25 protein-coding genes are annotated in these 18160 nt (G+C 70.2%); 12 read left to right on the top strand and 13 right to left on the bottom strand.

Annotated features, from left to right (window positions below; translation table 11 throughout):
* Positions 1–6: 6 nt before the first annotated feature.
* Positions 7–234 (bottom strand): hypothetical protein, encoded by a 228-nt coding sequence (locus tag G6N60_RS01230; protein ID WP_163731400.1) that lies wholly within the window; start codon positions 232–234, stop codon positions 7–9.
* A 331-nt stretch (positions 235–565) separates the two neighbouring features.
* Between G6N60_RS01230 and G6N60_RS01225 the strand changes: the two genes are divergently transcribed.
* The 4 genes from G6N60_RS01225 to G6N60_RS01210 all read left to right on the top strand — a co-directional run bounded on the left by G6N60_RS01225 (position 566) and on the right by G6N60_RS01210 (position 3989).
* Positions 566–727, top strand: a complete 162-nt coding sequence (locus G6N60_RS01225; protein ID WP_163731397.1) for a hypothetical protein — start codon at positions 566–568, stop codon at positions 725–727.
* 79 nt (positions 728–806) lie between these two features.
* Positions 807–1760: a glycosyltransferase gene (locus G6N60_RS01220; RefSeq protein ID WP_163731394.1), complete on the top strand. Its 954-nt coding sequence runs from the start codon at positions 807–809 to the stop codon at positions 1758–1760.
* A 62-nt stretch (positions 1761–1822) separates the two neighbouring features.
* Positions 1823–3379, top strand: a complete 1557-nt coding sequence (locus G6N60_RS01215; protein ID WP_163731391.1) for an FAD-dependent monooxygenase — start codon at positions 1823–1825, stop codon at positions 3377–3379.
* A 112-nt stretch (positions 3380–3491) separates the two neighbouring features.
* The gene (locus tag G6N60_RS01210) at positions 3492–3989 is read left to right on the top strand and encodes an ATP-binding protein (protein WP_246240164.1); all 498 of its coding nucleotides are present in this window, start codon (positions 3492–3494) and stop codon (positions 3987–3989) included.
* An 11-nt stretch (positions 3990–4000) separates the two neighbouring features.
* Here the strand turns inward: G6N60_RS01210 and G6N60_RS01205 are convergent, their stop codons facing one another.
* Both G6N60_RS01205 and G6N60_RS01200 read right to left on the bottom strand, forming a co-directional pair.
* A complete protein-coding gene (locus G6N60_RS01205) occupies positions 4001–4387 on the bottom strand; it encodes a nuclear transport factor 2 family protein (RefSeq protein WP_163731387.1) in 387 nt (128 codons plus the stop codon).
* A 57-nt stretch (positions 4388–4444) separates the two neighbouring features.
* Complete coding sequence (locus tag G6N60_RS01200; protein ID WP_163731385.1) at positions 4445–4711, bottom strand: hypothetical protein; 267 nt, start codon at positions 4709–4711, stop codon at positions 4445–4447.
* A 142-nt stretch (positions 4712–4853) separates the two neighbouring features.
* On the opposite strand from G6N60_RS01200, the gene G6N60_RS01195 reads away from it, so the two are divergent.
* A complete protein-coding gene (locus tag G6N60_RS01195) occupies positions 4854–5663 on the top strand; it encodes a DNA-formamidopyrimidine glycosylase family protein (protein WP_163731382.1) in 810 nt (269 codons plus the stop codon).
* Between the two features lie 173 nt (positions 5664–5836).
* Positions 5837–6145 carry a DUF4383 domain-containing protein gene (locus G6N60_RS01190; RefSeq protein WP_163731379.1) on the top strand — a complete coding sequence of 103 codons (309 nt, stop codon included), beginning with the start codon at positions 5837–5839 and terminating at the stop codon, positions 6143–6145.
* A 115-nt stretch (positions 6146–6260) separates the two neighbouring features.
* On the opposite strand, the gene G6N60_RS01185 is transcribed toward G6N60_RS01190, so the two are convergent.
* The 3 genes from G6N60_RS01185 to G6N60_RS01175 all read right to left on the bottom strand — a co-directional run bounded on the left by G6N60_RS01185 (position 6261) and on the right by G6N60_RS01175 (position 7392).
* Positions 6261–6710 (bottom strand): Hsp20/alpha crystallin family protein, encoded by a 450-nt coding sequence (locus G6N60_RS01185; protein ID WP_163731376.1) that lies wholly within the window; start codon positions 6708–6710, stop codon positions 6261–6263.
* A 162-nt stretch (positions 6711–6872) separates the two neighbouring features.
* A complete protein-coding gene (locus G6N60_RS01180) occupies positions 6873–7124 on the bottom strand; it encodes a hypothetical protein (RefSeq protein ID WP_163731373.1) in 252 nt (83 codons plus the stop codon).
* A gap of 19 nt (positions 7125–7143) precedes the next feature.
* Positions 7144–7392, bottom strand: coding sequence for a hypothetical protein (locus tag G6N60_RS01175; RefSeq protein ID WP_163731370.1), 249 nt, complete (start codon positions 7390–7392; stop codon positions 7144–7146).
* Positions 7393–7656: 264 nt separating this feature from the next.
* Here G6N60_RS01175 and G6N60_RS01170 point away from each other — a divergent pair, with 264 nt between their 5' ends.
* Positions 7657–8613: a hydroxymethylglutaryl-CoA lyase-like TIM-barrel protein gene (locus G6N60_RS01170; RefSeq protein WP_163731367.1), complete on the top strand. Its 957-nt coding sequence runs from the start codon at positions 7657–7659 to the stop codon at positions 8611–8613.
* Entirely contained in the window at positions 8606–9598 is a 993-nt protein-coding gene (locus G6N60_RS01165; protein WP_163731363.1) for a 2-hydroxyacid dehydrogenase, read from the top strand. The genes G6N60_RS01170 and G6N60_RS01165 overlap by 8 nt, the downstream gene beginning before the upstream one ends.
* Positions 9599–9616: 18 nt before the next feature.
* On the opposite strand, the gene G6N60_RS01160 is transcribed toward G6N60_RS01165, so the two are convergent.
* Positions 9617–10096, bottom strand: a complete 480-nt coding sequence (locus G6N60_RS01160) for a MarR family winged helix-turn-helix transcriptional regulator (protein WP_246240161.1) — start codon at positions 10094–10096, stop codon at positions 9617–9619.
* Positions 10097–10283: 187 nt separating this feature from the next.
* On the opposite strand from G6N60_RS01160, the gene G6N60_RS01155 reads away from it, so the two are divergent.
* A complete protein-coding gene (locus tag G6N60_RS01155; RefSeq protein WP_163731356.1) occupies positions 10284–12620 on the top strand; it encodes a putative bifunctional diguanylate cyclase/phosphodiesterase in 2337 nt (778 codons plus the stop codon).
* A gap of 54 nt (positions 12621–12674) precedes the next feature.
* The gene (locus G6N60_RS01150; protein WP_197746968.1) at positions 12675–13559 is read left to right on the top strand and encodes a helix-turn-helix transcriptional regulator; all 885 of its coding nucleotides are present in this window, start codon (positions 12675–12677) and stop codon (positions 13557–13559) included.
* 16 nt (positions 13560–13575) lie between these two features.
* Here the strand turns inward: G6N60_RS01150 and G6N60_RS01145 are convergent, their stop codons facing one another.
* Positions 13576–14403 carry an oxidoreductase gene (locus tag G6N60_RS01145; RefSeq protein ID WP_163731350.1) on the bottom strand — a complete coding sequence of 276 codons (828 nt, stop codon included), beginning with the start codon at positions 14401–14403 and terminating at the stop codon, positions 13576–13578.
* Between the two features lie 361 nt (positions 14404–14764).
* On the opposite strand from G6N60_RS01145, the gene G6N60_RS28450 reads away from it, so the two are divergent.
* Together G6N60_RS28450 and G6N60_RS01135 are read left to right on the top strand one after the other, a co-directional pair.
* The gene (locus G6N60_RS28450) at positions 14765–15010 is read left to right on the top strand and encodes a hypothetical protein (protein WP_246240159.1); all 246 of its coding nucleotides are present in this window, start codon (positions 14765–14767) and stop codon (positions 15008–15010) included.
* Positions 15011–15194: 184 nt separating this feature from the next.
* Positions 15195–15650 (top strand): hypothetical protein, encoded by a 456-nt coding sequence (locus G6N60_RS01135; RefSeq protein WP_163731328.1) that lies wholly within the window; start codon positions 15195–15197, stop codon positions 15648–15650.
* 3 nt (positions 15651–15653) lie between these two features.
* Here G6N60_RS01135 and G6N60_RS01130 read toward each other — a convergent pair whose 3' ends face one another.
* From G6N60_RS01130 to G6N60_RS01110, 5 genes are all read right to left on the bottom strand, one after another.
* Positions 15654–15875, bottom strand: coding sequence for a hypothetical protein (locus G6N60_RS01130; protein ID WP_163731324.1), 222 nt, complete (start codon positions 15873–15875; stop codon positions 15654–15656).
* Between the two features lie 121 nt (positions 15876–15996).
* Positions 15997–16848: an SDR family oxidoreductase gene (locus G6N60_RS01125; protein WP_163731321.1), complete on the bottom strand. Its 852-nt coding sequence runs from the start codon at positions 16846–16848 to the stop codon at positions 15997–15999.
* A 51-nt stretch (positions 16849–16899) separates the two neighbouring features.
* On the bottom strand, positions 16900–17478 hold the full coding sequence (locus G6N60_RS01120; RefSeq protein ID WP_163743253.1) for a TetR/AcrR family transcriptional regulator: 579 nt from the start codon (positions 17476–17478) through the stop codon (positions 16900–16902).
* A 35-nt stretch (positions 17479–17513) separates the two neighbouring features.
* Positions 17514–17819 (bottom strand): MarR family winged helix-turn-helix transcriptional regulator, encoded by a 306-nt coding sequence (locus tag G6N60_RS01115; RefSeq protein WP_163731319.1) that lies wholly within the window; start codon positions 17817–17819, stop codon positions 17514–17516.
* The gene (locus tag G6N60_RS01110) at positions 17816–18007 is read right to left on the bottom strand and encodes a hypothetical protein (protein ID WP_163731316.1); all 192 of its coding nucleotides are present in this window, start codon (positions 18005–18007) and stop codon (positions 17816–17818) included. The genes G6N60_RS01115 and G6N60_RS01110 overlap by 4 nt, the downstream gene beginning before the upstream one ends.
* Between the last annotated feature and the right edge of the window lie 153 nt (positions 18008–18160).

The following is an 18160-nucleotide window of genomic DNA, read 5'->3' as shown; positions in this document are numbered from 1 at the left end:
GTTCGGTCAGAGGCCGAATGCCGTTGCCGCCGAACCGGTCCACAGCGCGCAGGCCGCCAGGTCGGCGATCCGCCGGGTGTCGGCCGCACTTCCGCCAAGGGCTTCGACCTCCGAGGCGATGGCCGCGCGGATCAGGTTGCCCGTCAGGTCGAGGGACGCGGACGACGGCGCCGGGCGCGCCTGCCGCTCGAGACGCCGACGACGCGGGACCTCTCGGACGGGCACTCGAGTCATCACACCCTCCTGCACGGTGCGCGGGCCTCGATGCGACCCCGACGCGGAGACCGCACTTGCACACCGTCGACGTGATGCACGTTACGCCTTTTCGGCCGAACTGATCGAGATGGCGCGCAAACACCGACGAGGTGTCCGTAATCGAACCGGCCGGGACGTCGTGGCGCGTTTCCTGCCCACGCAGCAGGGCACCCGAACCAGTAGCGGCGGGTGCGACGAGGTTGCGTGTTCATTCGCCGTCAGGCGGACCCTGGGGCAACCGCGGTGTTGAGCCAACAGCACCACCCCGGGTCCGCCGCCCCGACCCTCGCGGCTGTGGCAGGGTGCTCCCGTGAGCAATCAGGTCGACGATCCCGACGCCCCCCGCCCCAAGTCGCCAGGGCAGGATCTCGCGGAACGTCGCGACATCGCCGCCGTCCTCGACGAACTCCAAGCGATACGCCAGGTCCTCGCCGACATCCGCGAGTTGCTCCGCGAGCAGCGTCAGCCCTGACCGCACCCGGGGCGGCGCGCGTCGTCGCAAGCACCCCGAAACGGGTTTGACCGGGCGTCCGGGCGGTTAATTCCCGATCATGGCGTCCGTGGCCGTACGCAAGTCGATCTTGTTGTGGGACGACAACCCCGTGTGGACCGAGTCCTTCACCTCCGGCGCGCACCGCTACCTGATTCCCCGCCGCCATCCCGCGCGCGACTACGGACCCGCGGTCACGACGGTCGAACTCGCGGACCTGCGGTCCGAGGACGTCGACCTCGTCGTCCTACAGCATCCCGACGAACTGGAACTGACCGCGCGGTGGCTGGACCGTCGGCCGGGCACCGACGTGGCCGCCGTCTACGTCGAGCACCACACCCCGCAGCCGTTCGCCGCGGAGAGCCTGCACCCGATCGGCGGGCGCGACGACATTCCCATCGTGCACACGACGGACTTCAACCAGGTGATGTGGAACAACGGGTCCGCCCCGACCACCGTCATCATGCCGGGCCTGGCCGACCCGGAGGAACAGTTCATCGGAGACGTCGCCGCGGGCGCGGCCATCATCGACGACCCGCTGCGCCGCGTGCGCGAGACGGGCGTCGACCTGCTCGCCGAACTGGGCTCCCGCGCGCGGATCGACGTGTGGGGCAAGGACACCGAGGGCCTGACCGAGAAGTTCCGCCAGGCGGCGCGCATCCGCGGCAAGGGTCCCGCGGCGCGGCCGAAGCTCTTCCGCCAGCTGGCCCGCAGACGGGTCTACGTGCACACCGCCCGGTGGACGTCGCTGGACGTCGGGTTGATGCAGGCGATGTACGTGGGCCTGCCGGTGGTGGCGTTCGCATCGACGATGGCGAGCACGCTCATCCCGCCGGAGGCCGGCGTCGTCAGCGCCGACGTGCGGACGCTGGCCCTGGCCACCGAGGCCTTCATCGTCGACTACGGTTCGGCGGCGTTGGCGGGCAAGGCTTCTCGCGACTACGCCGTCGCGCACTTCGGCCTCGACAGGTTCCTCGCCGAGTGGGACGTGGTGATCGGCGAGATCGCCGACTAGCCCAAACCCTTGCTGCCGAGGTCCGCACTCGGGCACGCTGACACCGTCGAGAGGGGACACCCATGACCGCTGCCGAGGCGCGCCGCGACGAGCTGCCCGTCGTCGAGACCGAGGTGCTGGTCGTCGGGGCGGGTCCCACGGGACTGATGGCCGCCGTCGTGCTCGGCAGGGCCGGGGTGCCCGCGGTCGTGATCGATCACAAGGCAGGCCCCACGCGGGAGTCGCGGGCGCTCGCGGTGCAGGCCCGCACCATGGAGATCTACGACCAGCTCGGTCTGTCGGCGCAGGTGATCGCCGACGCCTTCGACGCCACCACCATGCAGATCGGCGATGCGCCGTCGGGCCGCCTCGACATCAGCACTGCACAGGTGGGTGACACCGCGTTTCCCGGGGTGCGCATCTTCGAGCAGAGCCGCAACGAGCGCCTGCTCTACGGCACCCTGACCGAGGCGGGCAGCGACGTGCTGTGGGAACACCGGCTCGTCGACCTGGTCGACCGCACCGACGACGCCGACGGCCGGATCTCGGCGCTCGTCGAGGGCCCCGACGGTCTGCTGCGGATCGTGGCCCGGTGGTGCATCGGCGCCGACGGCGCCTCCTCGTCGGTGCGCCGCCAACTCGACCTGCGCTTCGAGGGCGTCACCGACGACGCCACGTTCTGGGTCGCGGACCTGCGCGACGTGCGCGGTGTGCCCGAGTCCTCGATGGCGCTGACGTTCGGCGCCAGGACCTTCGCCGTCGCGTTCCCCCTCGGGCCGAACGGGCACACCCGGCTGATTTCGCTGGCCCCCCACGACGCCGTCACCCAGGAGCAGGCCATGGCGTCGGCGCACGACGACCTGGGGCTGACGGTCGGAACGGTCGAGTGGTTCTCCACCTACCGCGTGCACCACCGGGTGGCGTCGGCGTTTCGCGTGCGATCGGTGTTCCTCGCCGGCGACGCCGCCCACGTCCATTCACCGGTCGGCGGGCAGGGTATGAACACGGGCCTGCAGGACGCGCACAATCTGGCCCTGCTCCTGGCCGACGTCTGCCACGGTCGAGTCACCGAGGCGGCACTCGACCGCTACGCGCGCGAACGACGTCCGGTGGCCCTGCACCTGGTGCACGTCACCGACCGCGCGTTCGGCGTCATCGGCCGCCGCAACCCGCTGATCGCCCTGTTCCGCAAACGGCTCAGCGCGATCATGGCCGTCGTCGCTCCGCGCCTGCTGTCCACCGCGCTGGGGGCTCGGCTCACCGGGCTGCTGGGGCAGTACCGCATCCGCTATGCGTTCAATGCCGACGGCGGTGGCACGCCCGCCTGGGCCGACAACCCGACGGTCGGTCGGCGGCTCCCGCCGGCGGACGACAACGGCGCGGACGTGCGGTCCCTGACGTGGCAGCTGCACACGTACGGGGCCGGCACCGTGCCGCGTCCCGACGTACCCGAGTGGGTCGAGGGACCGATCGCCCACCGGGCCGATCCCCGGGGCAGGCTGCGGTCCAACCGGATGTACCTGATCCGGCCGGACGAATTCGTGGCGGCTGCGATCCCGCTACGCCACGATGGCCCCGATCCGGCCGCCGTGCGCGCGGCGCTCGCCGCCCACGACGTACGCGCGGAGAACCTGCTGTGAACTTCGTCCCAGCTCGGCTGTGAATGCGGCGAGAGACGTTGTCCGACAACGGCTTTGGTCACCGACACGGACGCCTGCCGACTTCGGCCGGCCCGTTACCCATCCGTGACGCATGGCTGGCGTGGCACCGGGTACCTCCCACTGGACCATGAACGATCTCGCCCCCGCCTCCAAGGACGCCGCCGCTGCCGCCGGGGCCGGGGCAGACTCGTTCCGGCGTGCCCAGAACCCCGCCGACGCGGACACCGTCGCGCGCGTGCGGGCCGACTTCGGCGGGTGGCTCGCCAGGCACTGCCCGCCGGCCGTCACCCTGCATCACGACGTGCTGCTCGCCGTCAACGAGGCGTTGGCCAATGCGGCCGAACACGCCTACCCCGGATCGTCGGGAATCGTGGATCTGCTGGCGCATCACGACTCCGCGCGGGACGCGCTGTCGGTCACGGTGCAGGACTACGGGAGCTGGCGGCCGCCCACCCCGACCGGATCGATGCGGGGGCGCGGCCTGCTGCTCATGCGGGCGCTGGCCGACGAGGCGGTCGTCGAGACCTCGAGCCACGGCACCGTCGTTCGGCTGACCTGGCATGACCTGCATCGGCGGCCGGCCGGCTGAGGGGCCGCCGACTATCCGACGGTGCTCTGCTTGTCGAGGAACGCGGCCGTGTCGTAGTAGGTGCGGAAGCCGTCGATGGTGTCGCCGCCGGCCTGCAGGACGCTGACCCCGTCGTAGCCGAAGTCCGCGCCGTCGGCGAGGGTCCCGTGCGACGTCCATTCCAGGAACGCGATGCCGTCGCTGGTGACGACGTGGCTGAAGGACGCGTCGATCTGGTCGAACACGTCGCGGTACTGCTGCCAGAACTGGCGTGCGCCGTCCTTGCCGTGTTGGTCGTGCGGCAGGCCGGCCTTCGCCAGCACGGCGTCGTCACTGAAGAGTGCGACGAGCGGTTCGACGTTTCGCTCCCGGTGCAACTCGTCGAGCGCGGCGGTGAACTGCTTGGTCAGATCGTCCATGTCTGACGCCTACCCGGTGCCAGGGCATTCAATCTCGCCGCCGGACGGCAGGCGTCGCTAGGCGGGGTTGAGGAACGTGTCGATGACCCGCTCGGCGAGATCGTCGGCCGTGACGTCCCAGTCGGTGACGCGGTGCACCTCGGTATTGGACCGCCAGTGGATGTCACCGCGCTCGCGGTCGATCGCGAAGTAGACGCTGACCGGGATGTCGTTGATGGACGCGTTGCACGCCCACGCGTCGTCGTCGGAGGACACGTTGGCGCCGATGCTGCGTCGGGCGAACTCGGCGCGCAGGGCTTCGGCGTGGGCTTCGGCGTCGGACACCCATTCAGCCTAGAGCGCCGAGCATTCCGGTTGTGACCGCACCGGCGCGGGTAACGCGTGACCATGCCGAGCGATGTCCGACGCGATCCGGGGCCGGCCGAGCACGCCGTCACCGGCGAACTGCTGATCCTGCGGCGGTGACGTGCCCGAGGGTGACACCGTCTTCGCGTTGGCCCGGCGGCTGGACGGCGCGCTGCGCGGGCGCGAACTCGTCAGGGGCGAGCTACGCGTGCCCGCGCACGCCACGGCCGACCTGGCGGGGCACACCGTGTCCGAACACGTCACCCACGGCAAGCATCTGCTGACCCGGCTCTCCGGGGGTCTCACACTGCACACCCATCTGAAGATGTCGGGATCGTGGACGGTCTCGGCCGCCGGGCGCTGGTTGCCGCGGGACGTGATGCCCGACGTCCGCGTCGTGCTGCGCACCGACGGTCCTGCCGCCTACGGGATCACGCTGCCGGTGGTGCATCTGCTGCGGACGCGCGACGAAGCCGAGGTGGTCGGGCATCTCGGTCCCGATCCGCTGCGCGCGGACTGGGACGAAGCCGAAGCCGTCCGGCGACTGGCGGCCGACCCCGACCGGGCCCTCGTCGCCGCGCTGCTGGACCAGCGGTGCGTCGCCGGTTTCGGCAACCTGTGGGCGAACGAATTGTGCTTCCTGCGCGGACACGACCCGTGGACGCCGGTGCGCGACGTGGACCTTCCCGGCCTGCTGCGACTCGGCGCCCGCGCGCTGCGGCACTCGGCCACCGTCCCCGGCGCGATGCAGGTGACGACCGGTCGTCGTCGAAAGGGTGAGCAGCACTGGGTGGCCGGCCGAGCGGGCCGACCGTGCCTGCGCTGCGGAACGACGGTGCTCGTGGTCGCCGAGATCCCCAACGACCCCGAACGGCGACGCACCTGGTGGTGCCCGAACTGCCAACCGGGTCGGCTCGGGCCGCCGCCCTAGCGTTTGTGCGGTGTACGGCGGGGTACGTGCCCAGGGTCGCCGCGCGCGTCCGCTGCCCAGACCCGACGGCGCACCCCAGATCGACGAAGGCGAATGCCGTGCCGCCCACTCATCCCATGCCGACGCCGCGTTCGGCGTCCCGACTCCAAAAGGCCAGTGTCGCAATCAGTTCGATGCTCGTCGCAGCGGGGGTGACGGGTCTGGTGCTGGGCGCGCCGGTGGGGTTCGACGTCGCGCAGGTGGCCATGGGCCTGGCCGGGGGATGGTGGTCACGCGGGCACGAGAGCGCCCGTACGTACCTCGTCTGGGGGAGCGCCGTCTACGTCGTCGCGTTCCTCGCGATGGGGCGGGAACCGTCGGCTCACTCGGCCTTCGCCAACACGCCGGGCAATTGGCTGCATCTCGCCTTCGCGCTGCTCATGGTCGTGCTCGGCGTAGTGCTTGGCAGGCATCCGCGACCCGTGGTGCCCATGCCTCGTTAGGCGTTGTTGCACAACACGTTTCGCAAGCAATCGCCATGAACGGGTGCGGGCCCGCCCCGACACTACGGGGCGGGCCGCGTCGTTTCCCGCTGTCGTTTCCCTATACCGTCACCCCCTATGCGTCGACGGACTTCGTCTCGATCGAACGGGCGCCACCGGCGTGGGTGACGTCGATGCGCCGTGGCTTGGCGGCCTCGGCGACCGGAATGACCACCGTGAGCACGCCATTGTCGTACGTCGCCGAAATTCGGCTGGCGTCGACGCCATCACCGAGGGCCAGCTGTCGTCGGTACGTGCCGAAGAACCGTTCGTTGGCCAGCCATTGCGCCGAGTCCTCCGAGCGCTGCGTGCGGCGCGCCGTCAGCGTCAGCGTCCCGTTGTCGGCGGTCACGTCCACCGAACCGGGGTCCACGCCGGGCAGATCAGCGGTCAGCACGTAGTGGTCGTCGACCTTGCACAGATCCATCGGCATGAACAGCGGACTGCGTTCGGATCCGCTCTGGCCACCCCGCAGCAGGGTCCGGGTGAGGGCATCGACGTCACCGAAGGGATCAAAACGGAGCACAGCAACCACCTCCAATGTCCTTGCGGGCCCGCCACCCTGGCGGGCGACCAATCACTGTGCGAGGCCAAATTTAGCACTCTCGGCGTGAGAGTGCCAAGACCCCTTCAGAAAAATTTCTCGGCAGTTTTCATGAGGGAAGGGCTGTCGCACAACACAACTGGCTTACGGCATCCGACGTCCGGCGTCGGAGTTGCGCGCTTCCTGGATGGCCATGGCGACGTGGCTCGCCTGCAATTCGGTCACGTGGAACACCCACTCGTCGTAGTCGGCGACGTCGTGCCGGCACGAGCAGCACGGGCGACCGCGAAGGTGAGACGTGAATCGGTGGTCGTCGAGATAGGCCGAGCAGATGGCCTGCAGGGCGGCGAAGGTCGGCACGCCGAGCAGCGTCTGTCGATCGCGCCGTGGCAGCATCCGGACCTCCGTCACGTCGTCATGCCGTGTCGCAGCACGCTTCGACGTGGTGGGGTCGCCTCCGGTACTGCTGGTAGGCATTGCCGCGGGCCATTCCGAGGACCTCGCCGATCTGCATCCACGTCACCCCGGCATCCGACGCCGCCGCCGCGGCCGCGCAAAGCCGCCGCTGGGCGGCACTGACCGCGTCCCGACGTCGCTGGCGCCGCGCGTGTTCGAGCATGGTTCGCGCCTCGAGGAGGTCGTGCAGGTCCGAGTCCGTGTGCATCGGCTGTCCGATTCCGTCACCTGTTTGCTGCCAATGAAGGGTGGGACTCATTATCGGCGCGGTGGCGCGGGTGCGCAACGGTTCACTTGCTGAAGCGCCTCGTAACGACGTCCGCGCTGCCGACCGCCGCCGGACGGCCGGATTTGGCCGGACCGCGGGTGCGTGGTTGCCAGGACGCGCCCGACGGGACGGGGACGGAGGCCGATCGCCCACCGCCGGGGTGCGCGCCCATAATGCTCTGGTGACGACGACGTGCCGGTGCCGATGACCGAGAACGTCGTGGCGACCGAGCCGCGCCCCTACTCGCCACGGGCCGAGGTCCGCGACGTCACGTTGCGCGACGGCCTGCAGCTGACCGCCAAGACGATGCCGACCGACGTCAAGGTGCGCGTCGTGCGCGAGTTGCTGGCCCTCGGCATGCCGGCCCTGGAGATCGGATCACTGGCCAGACCCGATCTGGTGCCCCCGCTGGCCGACACCCTCGACCTCGTCGCCGCGCTGACCCCGGAGGAACTCGACAGGTGTTGGGTGTGGGTCGCGACGCCGCGACACGTCGAGAGAGCCGCGGCCGCCGGCGCGCGACGCTTCCAGTACTGCCTGTCGGCGTCGGACTCGCACAACCGCGCGAACATCGGCCGCGACACCGAGAGCAGCGTGGCCGCCATGCCCGACGCCCTCCGCCTGGCCCGCGAGGTCGGCGGATCGGTACAGCTGTGCATCGCCACCGCCTTCACGTGCCCGTTCGAGGGCATCACCGACCCGCGGCGGGTCCTGGCGATCGCCGCGGACCCTCGCACGGAGGGCGCCGAGGACGTCGTCGTCTGCGACACCATCGGGCAGGCCATCCCCACCCAGGTCGCCGACCTCGTCCGCGCGCTGCGCGCGGCACGACCCCTGCAGCGCTTGGTCTTTCACGGCCATGACACCTGGGGTCTCGGCGTGGCCAACACCCTGGCCGCCATCGACGCCGGCGCCACCATGGTCGACGGCTCGCTCGGCGGCCTCGGTGGCTGCCCCTTCGCCCCCGGCGCCAGCGGCAACACCGCCACCGAGGATCTGCTGTTCGCCCTGCGCCCCGACTGGCTCACCCCGGCGACGCTGCGCGCCGTCGTCGAGCTGTCCGAGACCGTCCTCGCCGAGGTCGACGAGCCGAACCGTTCCAAGACCGCCAGGGGTGCCCGGGCGTCGGCGACGGCGTTCCCGTGGGTGATCGGTGGGTAGTCCCCGGTTCCTGGTCACCCTGCCGATCCCGGAGAAGGGGATGGCCGCCCTGCGCGCGGCGGGCACGGTCCACGTACCGGCCGACCCACTGACACCCGCGCAGTTGCGGGCCGCCTGTCGATCCAGGGACTACGACGTCGTCGTCGCGCAACTCGGTGACCGCTTCGACGCCGCCCTGCTGGCGGAGGCCACGCTGGTCGGCATCTCGAACTACGCCGTGGGGTTCGACAACGTCGACGTCGATGCGGCCACCGCGCACCGCATCGTCGTCGGCAATACCCCGGGCGTCCTCACCGACGCCACCGCCGACGTGGCCATGCTGCTGATCCTCGCCACCGCCCGCCGGGCCGTCGAGGGCGACCGCCTGACCCGCTCGGGGCAGTGGGTCGGCTGGCGCCCCGAACTGCTTCTCGGACACGACGTCTCGGGCGCGACCCTGGGTCTGGCCGGGTTCGGCCGGATCGCCAGGGCCACCGCCGCGCGCGCGGTCGCGTTCGGCATGGACGTCGTGTTCTGCTCCCACCCGCCGGCGGGTCGCCCGCTGTCCGACGACGACGTCGCCGCGCTGCCGTTCCCGGCGCGCCAGGTGAGCTGGGCCGAACTCGTCGACACCAGTGACTTCCTCTCCCTGCACGTTCCGCTGGCCGACGGCACCCACCACCTCGTCGACGCCGCCGTGCTGAACGCGATGAAGTCGACGGCGATCCTCGTCAACACGGCCCGCGGCTCCGTCGTGGACGAAGACGCCCTGGTCGCGGCGCTGCGCGACGGCACGCTGGCCGGCGCCGGTCTGGACGTCTACGAGCACGAGCCCCGGTTGGCGCCCGGCCTCGCCGACCTGACGAACGTCGTCCTGCTACCCCACCTGGGCAGCGCGACCGTCCGGGTCCGCGACCGGATGGCCGAACTCTGCGCCGCCAACGCCATCGCGATGGGCTCCGGGCAGCTACCGCCGCACTGCGTCAATCCGCAAGCGTGGCAATAGGTTTCACTGCTGCTTCGATCAGGCGATGTCGCTGCGGCCGGCCGCCGCCGCGGTGAGCGGGCCCGGCCCGTCGACGGCCGCGCTGTGGGCCCGCAACCGCTCCAGCACCGAGGTGAACTGCGCGAGTTGACGCGGCGTCACGGCGGAACCGATCCGCGTCGCCAATTCCTCGTCGAATGCCCGGCCGGCCTCGACGAGGAGGCGGCGGCCCCTGGGGGTCAGTTCGATCAGCGACGAGCGACGGTCGCGAGGGTTCGCCACCCGCCGGCAGTGACCCGCGGACTCGATGCGGTCGACGAGCTTGCTGGTGCCGCCGATGGTGATCGAGAGGCGGGCGGCGATGTCCTGCACGCGGCACGAAGGCACTTCGTCGATGGCCTTCATGGGCTCGAACCGGGCCAGCGGCAGCTGGAAGTCGCGGCGCAGTCGCGCGTCCACCGCATTCCAGAGCTCGGTCTCGAAGCGCACCAGTTGGTCGAACAGCACGGTGAGTTCCACGCACCAACCTCCCTGTCCTCGCACCGTGACGGGCATGAGACCCGCCATCGTAGTTCACGTCGGAGCGGTCGCCAGCGGCCCAACACGTCGTCACGCTGCGGCGGGGCAAGTTTGCTGCTGGGGCGTAAGCTGACACGGTCATCGCCGGGAGGAGCGGCGTTGGCCGATCACCAAGCTGGGAGTTTCCATGACGCGGGCACGGTTGAGCGGTATCACCGTCGTCGTGACCACCCTCTTCGTCGTCTTCGCTGCCTGGCTCGGCGGGGATTGGGGCGGGCCGCGCACGCTCGGCGTCGTCAGCGATGTGGGCTCCGTCGCCGCCGGCGGTTTCGCCGTCACCAGCGCTGCCGTGGCGGCCCGAGCCAGCCGCGGACGGCAGCGCCGCGCCTGGGCCGCCCTGACCGTCGCCGCGCTCGGATGGCTCTTCGGCGACGTCGTGTGGGCCTTCCAGGAGTTGGTCCTCAAGGTCGACGCCGCACCGTTCCCATCGGCGTCGGACGCCGGGTACCTGATGTTCCCCGTCGCCGCCTGCGTGGCGCTGATGCTGCTGCCGATCGGCAGCGCGGGACTGTCGCAGACCCGATTGGTGCTCGACGGGATCATCGTCGCGGCGTCGCTGTTCGTCATCATCTGGGCCAACGGGCTCAACGACGTCTTCACGGTCAACCGCGACAGCCTCTTTGCCTTTGCCCTGTCGGTGGCCTACCCGATCTCCGACGTGATCCTGCTGACCGTCGCGCTGCTGATGCTCACGCGGGCGCGGACGGGACAGCGCGCGGTGATGTCGGTGTTCTGCCTCGCCATCGCCCTGATGCTGGTGTCGGACGGCGCGTTTGCGCTCCTGCGCGCCAGGGACGCCTACGCCAGCGGCAACGTCATCGACGTCGGGTGGACGGCCGGTCTGCTGCTGCTCGGCCTGGCGTCGCTGATCGGGTTGCGCTCCAACGACATCGAGTTCGGCCTGGCGCGGGCTCCCTCGCGGGCCTCGCTGTGGATCATCTATCTGCCGCTGCCCGCGGCCACGGTGTACATGGTGATCAGCCCGGCATCGACGCCCCTACTGGTCGCGGCCCTGGTGTTGGTCTTCGGCGTGCTGGCACGCCAATTCATCGTCGCCGACGAGAACCGCAGCCTGCTGGTGGCCGTCGCCGAGCAGGCCTTCCGCGATCCGCTGACCGGCCTGGCCAATCGCGCACTGTTCCTCGATCGCCTCACCCACGCCACGGCGATGCAAATACGGGATGGCAGAACCGTTTCCGTGCTGTCGATCGACCTGGACGACTTCAAACTCGTCAACGACTCCCTCGGCCACCCGGCGGGTGACGCCCTGCTGGTCGACGCCGCCGAACGCATCGGGACGTGCGTGGCCGCCGGCGACACCGTCGCGCGCCTGGGCGGCGACGAGTTCGCGGTCCTCGTCGAGGACGGCGCCACGGCACCGCTCGTCATCGGCGATCGGCTGGTCGACGTCTTCGACGCACCCTTCGTCGTCGACGGGCACGAGGTGCACGTGCGGCCCAGCATCGGGGTGGCCTCACGGGCGCCGGGCGACGTCGTCGACGACGGACCCGAGAGTCTGCTCAAGCACGCCGATTTGGCGATGTACTCGGCCAAGCGCAGCCAGCACGGCGGCGTGCACGCCTACACCGCCGACATGCATCTGATCGACGTGAGCGAGGTCGACCCGCCCCGTGATCGCGAGGCGAAGGCCAAGCGCTACGGCTCCGCCGGTCTGCAGCTGTTCGCCCAACTCCGCCGAGCCATCGACGAGGCCGAGCTCACCCTGGTCTATCAGCCGAAGTTCGACGTCGCGACCGGTCGGCTCGCGGGCGTAGAGGCACTGGTCCGCTGGGAGCACCCCGAACGCGGACTGCTCCTGCCCGACGACTTCCTCCCGCTGGCCCGGCAGAACGGTTTGATGGGAGCGCTGACCGAGGCGGTGATGCGGCGTGCGGTCGACGACGCCGGGGCGTGGCGCGCCCGTGGCGTCGACATACCGTTCGCGGTCAACCTGTTTCCGCCCTCGCTGGGCGATCTGGAGCTGCCCGACCGCATCGCGGGGATCCTCGCCGACGGCGGTCTGAACACCGAGTGCCTGACCGTCGAGATCACCGAGGACTTCCTCGTGGGCAACATCCGGCGGGCCCGCGAGGTGCTCGTGCACATGCGGCGGTTGGGCATTCGGATCGCCATCGACGACTTCGGCAGCGGCTACTCGGCATTGAGCTATCTGCGGGATCTGCCGATCGACGAACTCAAGCTCGACCGGGAGTTCATCGCCCCGATCCTTGACGACGAGCGCGCCGAGGCGATCGTCCGCGCCGTCATCGACCTGACCCACCGCCTCGGCATGATCTGCGTCGCCGAGGGCGTCGAGAATGCCGCCACCGCAGCACGACTCGCGACCTACGGGTGCGACCTCGTTCAGGGGTACCACTGCGGTCCCCCGGTAGAGGCGGCGCAGGTGCCCGACATCCGGCCGCTGCTGCCCGCAGGCGTCGTCGTGCCCGGCCGCAGGGGGTAACGCCAGTACCTCCCGTGCCGGGACGGGCGCGCCTACCGTGGTGGCGTGACCGGCATGGACGTCCCCCACGAGATTCGCGAGTTCCTCAGTTCTCGGCGCGCCAGGATCAACCCCGAGCAAGCCGGACTGCCCGCCTACGGGAGCAACCGCCGGGTCAAGGGGTTGCGGCGCGAAGAGGTGGCGATGCTGGCCGGCGTCTCGGTGGACTACTACGTCCGGATGGAGCGCGGCAGCCTCTCCGGCGCCTCGGAGACCGTGCTCGACGCGCTGGCCTCGGCGCTGCAACTCGACGAGGCCGAGCGCGATCACCTGTTCGCCCTCGCCAGGGAGTCGGGCACCGCATCCGCGCGCCGCAGACGCAAGGCTCCCGGCACGCTGAAGCCGGCGCTGCTGCAGATCCTGGACGCCATCACCGACGCCCCGGCGTGGATTCGCAATGGCCGCCACGACGTCCTCGCGATGAACCGGCTGGCCCGCGCGCTCTACTCCCCCGTGCTGGCCGATCCGCGACGACCCGCCAACACCACGCGGTTCGTGTACCTGCATCCCGCCGAGGCCGAACGCTTCTTCGTCGACTACGACAAGGTCACCCGCGACGCCGCCGCGATGCTGCGGCTCGAGGCAGGCAAGAACCCGCACGACGAGAACCTCATCGCCCTCGTCGGCGAATTGTCCACGCGCAGTGAGCTCTTCCGCCAGCGATGGGCGTCGCACGACGTACGTTTCCATCGCTCGGGACGCAAGCGACTGAACCACCCGGCGGTCGGTCAGCTCGATCTGGACTTCGAGGCGCTGCCCCTGCCGTCCGAGCCGGGCCTGCAACTGAACGTCTACACCGCGGCGGCGGGCACCCCGACCGCCGACGGTCTCAAGCTCCTCGCGTCGTGGGCCGCCAGCCAGCGTGATCTGCCCACCGAGCACACCGCCCCCGTCGGCTGACCAAAGTCGTTGCGGCTCAGTCGAAGTCGGTGCTGACGGTCAGCTTCTCCCAGTCCGCGATCTCGGCGGTGCGCGCTTCGGCGACGCTCCGGTAGGTGGTCAGTGCGTCGGTGCCCAGCAGCAGGAAGGCGGGCGGGGAGTCGGCCTCGACGGCCTCGATGATGGCCGCGGCGGCCTTGTCGGGGTCACCGGCCTGGGTACCGTGCGCGGTGTCGTGCTCCTTGCGGCGCTTGCCCGCGGTGTCGGCGTAGTCCGCGATGGTGGTCGACGACTGGGTCAGTGAGCGGCCGGCGAAGTCGGTGCGGAACCCACCGGGCTCGACGATGGTGACCGAGATGCCCAGTGGTTCGAGCTCTCCGCGCAGCGAGCCGCTCATGCCCTCGACGGCGGCCTTGGCCGCCGAGTAGTAGCCGGAACCGACCGGGGTGCGTTGCGCCCCAATGGAGGAGACGTTGACGATGGCACCCGAGCGACGCGCGCGCATACCGGGCAGCACCGCCTTGATCATCGCGATCGTCCCGAAGAAGTGGGTCTCGAAGAGCGCACGCACGTCGGCGTCGTCGCCCTCCTCCACCGCGGCGCGGTATCCGTACCCGGCGTTGTTGACCAGCACGTCGACACCCCCGAAGCGGTCCTCGGCCTGCGCGACCGCAGACGTCACCTGCTCGGGCACGGTGACGTCGAGTGCGACCGCGAGCACCCGGTCCGGGGCCAGGGCGACGAGGTCGGCGACCGTCGTCGCGTCGCGTGCGGTGGCGACCACGTGGTGGCCCGACGCGATCGCCTTCCAGGCGAGCGCACGGCCGAGGCCGGTCGAACAGCCGGTGATCAACCAGGTGGACATGTGGGACTCCTCGACGGCCGGGGACGTGACCCGTCCAGTCTTCTCGCCGGGCCCGCACTCTGCGAGGTACTGCCATTACCTGGTTTGCCATACCCCCGGCGGGCTCCGCAGCTTGCGGGCCTCGTCTCAGCAGCCGTAGCGTCAGGGCACCGTGAGGGTCGATGGAAGCGCTGCTGGTAGCCGGTCCGCGCCGAAACGTGCTGTCACGCCGCAGAATCTGGGCGCCTGGGTCATCAAGTGCAACCCGCGCCGGACACCCGTCGAACCCTTCCGCGTGGCGGGCCGGACGAGGTCGACGTGGTGCGTCGCCGACAACTATCGATCCCGCCTCATCCAACCAGGCCACCGCGTGCTCTTCTGGGTGTCGAGGCACCCCCAACGCGGGATCTGGGGCGCGGGCCTGGTCACCGACGAGGTCTCGGTGCGAGACGGTCAGGCGCACGTCGAGGTGTCCATACCGCTCTTCGACGAGCCCCTGACGGCCGCGCAGCTGACCCGGCTGCCGGGCCTGCGGACGATGGAGTTGTTCCGGTCTCCCCAGCAGGCGAACCCGTCCTGGGTCAGCACGGCGGAATATGCGGTGCTGGAGCCCCTGCTCCCGCGGTGACCGCCCGGCGACGAATTTATTGACGCGACGTTTGGTCGGTGGCGGTCGCCGCGACTGAGCCATCCTCGCAAATCAAGTTTTGTTTGCCCGCGTGATGTCAATACCGCTGTTGGAGACCATGGCGGTCGCCACCGGAGCGGGGAGCGGCCGCATGGCGCGAAATGCTTGGCACAGGACATGCGCAGTGGCGCTGGCGACGGTGGGACTGGCCGGTCTCGGCTGTACGCCGTCGGCCTCCGCCGACGATCAAGTGGTGCCCCTGCCGGGCATATTCCGGGGGTGCAGCTTCACCGCCAAGACCTTCGTGCCCACCGACGGCGACGGTCGCGCGTTTGCCGTCATCAGCCCGATCCACGACGGGACGGTGACTGCGCAGGTCCAGATCGCCACCGCCAGGCCGGGCACTCAGTACGTCGTCCGGCTGATTCAGACCCCGCGCCCATCGATCGGTTGCGGGCCGACCGATCCGGGGGTGGCCACGGCTGCGCTCAACACCGACGGCGTCGGCGCGGCGGCGGTCACCGTCCAGGCCCCGGCGCTGCCGGGCACGACGGGGGCGTGGGTGTCGATCGATCTGCCTAGCGAATACTCGCAAACCCCGCTGGAGCACTACACGTCGGACTACATCGCTCCGATCTAGGCATCAGCAACGCGTGAGCGCCCGGTCGACGATGTCCCAGCCGGCAGGCTGAGGGTCGCGACTCTCGGATCCGAACACGGCCAGCGCAGCATCGAGGGTGCCCGTCAGCACGCCCAGCAGGTGCGGTGGGAAGACGAAGAGGTCGCCAAAGCGGGAGTTCGGCCGGGTCGCGCCGGACCGGTCGGCGCCGAACCGGGCCGTGGTCGTGTCCGCCGTGAGTGCCATGGCGTACTCCTTCTCATTCGTCAGCCCGTTCGTAAGCCCGTTCGTAAGCTCTTCTTGCCAGTTCCCTGCCGCTAACTTCTGCACACACGTTGCTAACAACTGTTAGCAGTCCCACATTCCGTCAGTCGTCGAACGCCACCGACCGGGCCGACGTCCGTTGCGCGCGCAGTGCCGCCAGGCGCTCGGAGAGGGCGTCGTGCACGGCGTCGTAGGAGTCGGCGCCCAAGACGAGGCGCAGCGGCGGGTCGGGCCGGCGGGTTGTGTCGTAGATCGCGGCGGCGATCTTGGCCGGGTCACCGGTCATGTCGTCGTCCCGTGCCGCACGCAGGCGTCGCTTGACCTCGCCGACGGGTCCGTCGCGGTAGGCGTCCAGTTCGGTCGCGAATTCGAGCGCACCCCGGAAACCGGTTCGGGTGCCGCCGAGTTCGACGAGGGTGACGTGGACGTCGAAACCGGACACCTCGCGATGGAGGCTCTCGCTGAAGCCCTCCAATCCCCACTTGGCGGCGTGATAGATGCTGTGCGTCGGAATGGCCACCTGCCCGCCCATGCTCGAGATTTGGATGATGCGCCCGCCGCCCTGCGCGCGCATCGACGGCAGAACGGCCCGGGTGATCGCCAGCGGCGCCGCCAGCATCACGTCGAGCTGAGCGCGAATCTGGTCGGCGCTCATCTCCTCGAGGGCTCCGACGACCGCGAAGCCGGCGTTGTTCACCACCACGTCGACGGGCCCGGCGGCGACGACCCTGCCCACCACGTCGTCGACGTCGTCGGGCCGGGTGAGGTCGAGGACTTCGACGCTCAGTCGTGCGCCGTGTTCGCGGGCCAGGTCGTCGAGCGCGTCGGCCCGGCGGACGGTGGCGGTCACGGAGTCACCCCGGGCCAGGACGTGTTCGACGACGTGGCGGCCGAGGCCACTGCTGCCGCCCGTAACGAGCCAGCGTCGACTGTCCTTCTCGGTGATGCCGGGCATTGTCGTCTCCTCCTCGATGGTCGGTGCCGCGCGAAGCCTCGGCCCGCGCGTTCAGGTGGCCGCGGCGAACCGGGCGGCCAGCAAGTCGACCCGGTCGGAGTCGTACCCCGGTCGCAACCTGCCGTCGCGGGCGAGCGTCGTCACGCCGTGCAGCGCGGCCCAGAACACCTCGGTGAGCGTGTCGACGTCCGCACCCCCGGCGACCGCCGAAACCCCTTCGCGCACTTCGATGAACGCCTCGGTGAGCGGGGAAGAATCGTCCTCGGCGGCGAACCGGAGCTTGGTGGCCCTGGTGAACATCGCAACGTAGAGGGCCGGGTTGGCGCGGGCGAAGTCCACGTAGGCGTGCGCAATCCGGGTCAACGCATCGACCGCCGAGCCCGCTTCGCGCCGGGCCGCGCGCAGTGCCACGGCCAGTTCGCCGAATCCGTCGTAGGCGAGCGCCTCGACGATGTGGTCCATGCTGGCGAAGTGCTTGTAGAGCACCGGCTGGCTGTACTCGATCTCGGTCGACAGACGACGGGTCGTCACCGCCTCCCACCCCTCGGCTTCGGCGAGGCGGCGGGCGGTGCTGATGATCAGGCGTCGGCGCTCGGCGCGTTCCCGTTCTCGTCGATCCTCGATGGCCACACCGCAGGATAGCACCGCTACCCACGGTAGCGACGCTACTTCGACGGTAGCGTGGCGCGGTAGTCCCTCATGGATTGGACCAGCACCTGGAACGTGCGATGGGCGCGCTCCAACGCGTCGTCGGGCACGTCCGCCAAGGTCTCGTGCAGATGGGAAGAGATGCCCGCGGAGAAGTCCCTGACGACCTGCCCGCCGCGCTCGGTCAGGCGCAGGATGACCTTGCGGCGGTCCCGCGGGTCGGAACCGCGCCTCACGAAACCGGCCTCGGACAGGCGCTGCACGACGTAGGTGACCGCGGCGCCGGACAGGCCGATCTGGGTGCTCAGCGCGCTGGGCGTCACGTGTGGCACCCCGCCTCGGCAACGGCCATCACGACGAGGGCATGGAATTCGTTCATCGACAGCTGCTCGCTGTCGGAGAACGTGCGGGCGATCCAGTCCGCCGTCGACGTCAGCTCGGGCAGGTTCATCCCGACGCGGTGAAGAAGGTCGCGCCGGGGGCCGCCGACCGTCTCGACGTCGAGGTTCACCGATTCCTCCTGACCTGGCTGGCGTGACCGGACCGTAGCCTAGCCCGGTCCCCCGATCCGGTAGGTCGCCATCCGAGGGCGCCGCCGCTCCGAATGAAGAACAAGGCACGGCAAACACGGCGACGGATTACGTCGGACCATCCCACCGTGCCG

It is taken from the genome of Mycolicibacterium madagascariense (assembly GCF_010729665.1).
GTDB lineage: Bacteria > Actinomycetota > Actinomycetes > Mycobacteriales > Mycobacteriaceae > Mycobacterium > Mycobacterium madagascariense.
The sequence above is the reverse complement of the archived record's forward strand: the minus strand, read 5'-3'. Positions and strand labels throughout refer to the sequence as shown.

Bases quoted from the DNA above. Each gene is read 5' to 3' on its own strand.
- G6N60_RS01230 (WP_163731400.1), bottom strand. From the start codon at position 234: ATGACTCGAGTGCCCGTCCGAGAGGTCCCGCGTCGTCGGCGTCTCGAG.
- G6N60_RS01220 (WP_163731394.1), top strand. From the start codon at position 807: ATGGCGTCCGTGGCCGTACGCAAGTCGATCTTGTTGTGGGACGACAAC.
- G6N60_RS01215 (WP_163731391.1), top strand. From the start codon at position 1,823: ATGACCGCTGCCGAGGCGCGCCGCGACGAGCTGCCCGTCGTCGAGACC.
- G6N60_RS01210 (WP_246240164.1), top strand. From the start codon at position 3,492: ATGGCTGGCGTGGCACCGGGTACCTCCCACTGGACCATGAACGATCTC.
- G6N60_RS01205 (WP_163731387.1), bottom strand. From the start codon at position 4,387: ATGGACGATCTGACCAAGCAGTTCACCGCCGCGCTCGACGAGTTGCAC.
- G6N60_RS01190 (WP_163731379.1), top strand. From the start codon at position 5,837: ATGCTCGTCGCAGCGGGGGTGACGGGTCTGGTGCTGGGCGCGCCGGTG.
- G6N60_RS01180 (WP_163731373.1), bottom strand. From the start codon at position 7,124: ATGCTGCCACGGCGCGATCGACAGACGCTGCTCGGCGTGCCGACCTTC.
- G6N60_RS01175 (WP_163731370.1), bottom strand. From the start codon at position 7,392: ATGCACACGGACTCGGACCTGCACGACCTCCTCGAGGCGCGAACCATG.
- G6N60_RS01170 (WP_163731367.1), top strand. From the start codon at position 7,657: ATGACCGAGAACGTCGTGGCGACCGAGCCGCGCCCCTACTCGCCACGG.
- G6N60_RS01155 (WP_163731356.1), top strand. From the start codon at position 10,284: ATGACGCGGGCACGGTTGAGCGGTATCACCGTCGTCGTGACCACCCTC.
- G6N60_RS01150 (WP_197746968.1), top strand. From the start codon at position 12,675: ATGGACGTCCCCCACGAGATTCGCGAGTTCCTCAGTTCTCGGCGCGCC.
- G6N60_RS01145 (WP_163731350.1), bottom strand. From the start codon at position 14,403: ATGTCCACCTGGTTGATCACCGGCTGTTCGACCGGCCTCGGCCGTGCG.
- G6N60_RS01130 (WP_163731324.1), bottom strand. From the start codon at position 15,875: ATGGCACTCACGGCGGACACGACCACGGCCCGGTTCGGCGCCGACCGG.
- G6N60_RS01125 (WP_163731321.1), bottom strand. From the start codon at position 16,848: ATGCCCGGCATCACCGAGAAGGACAGTCGACGCTGGCTCGTTACGGGC.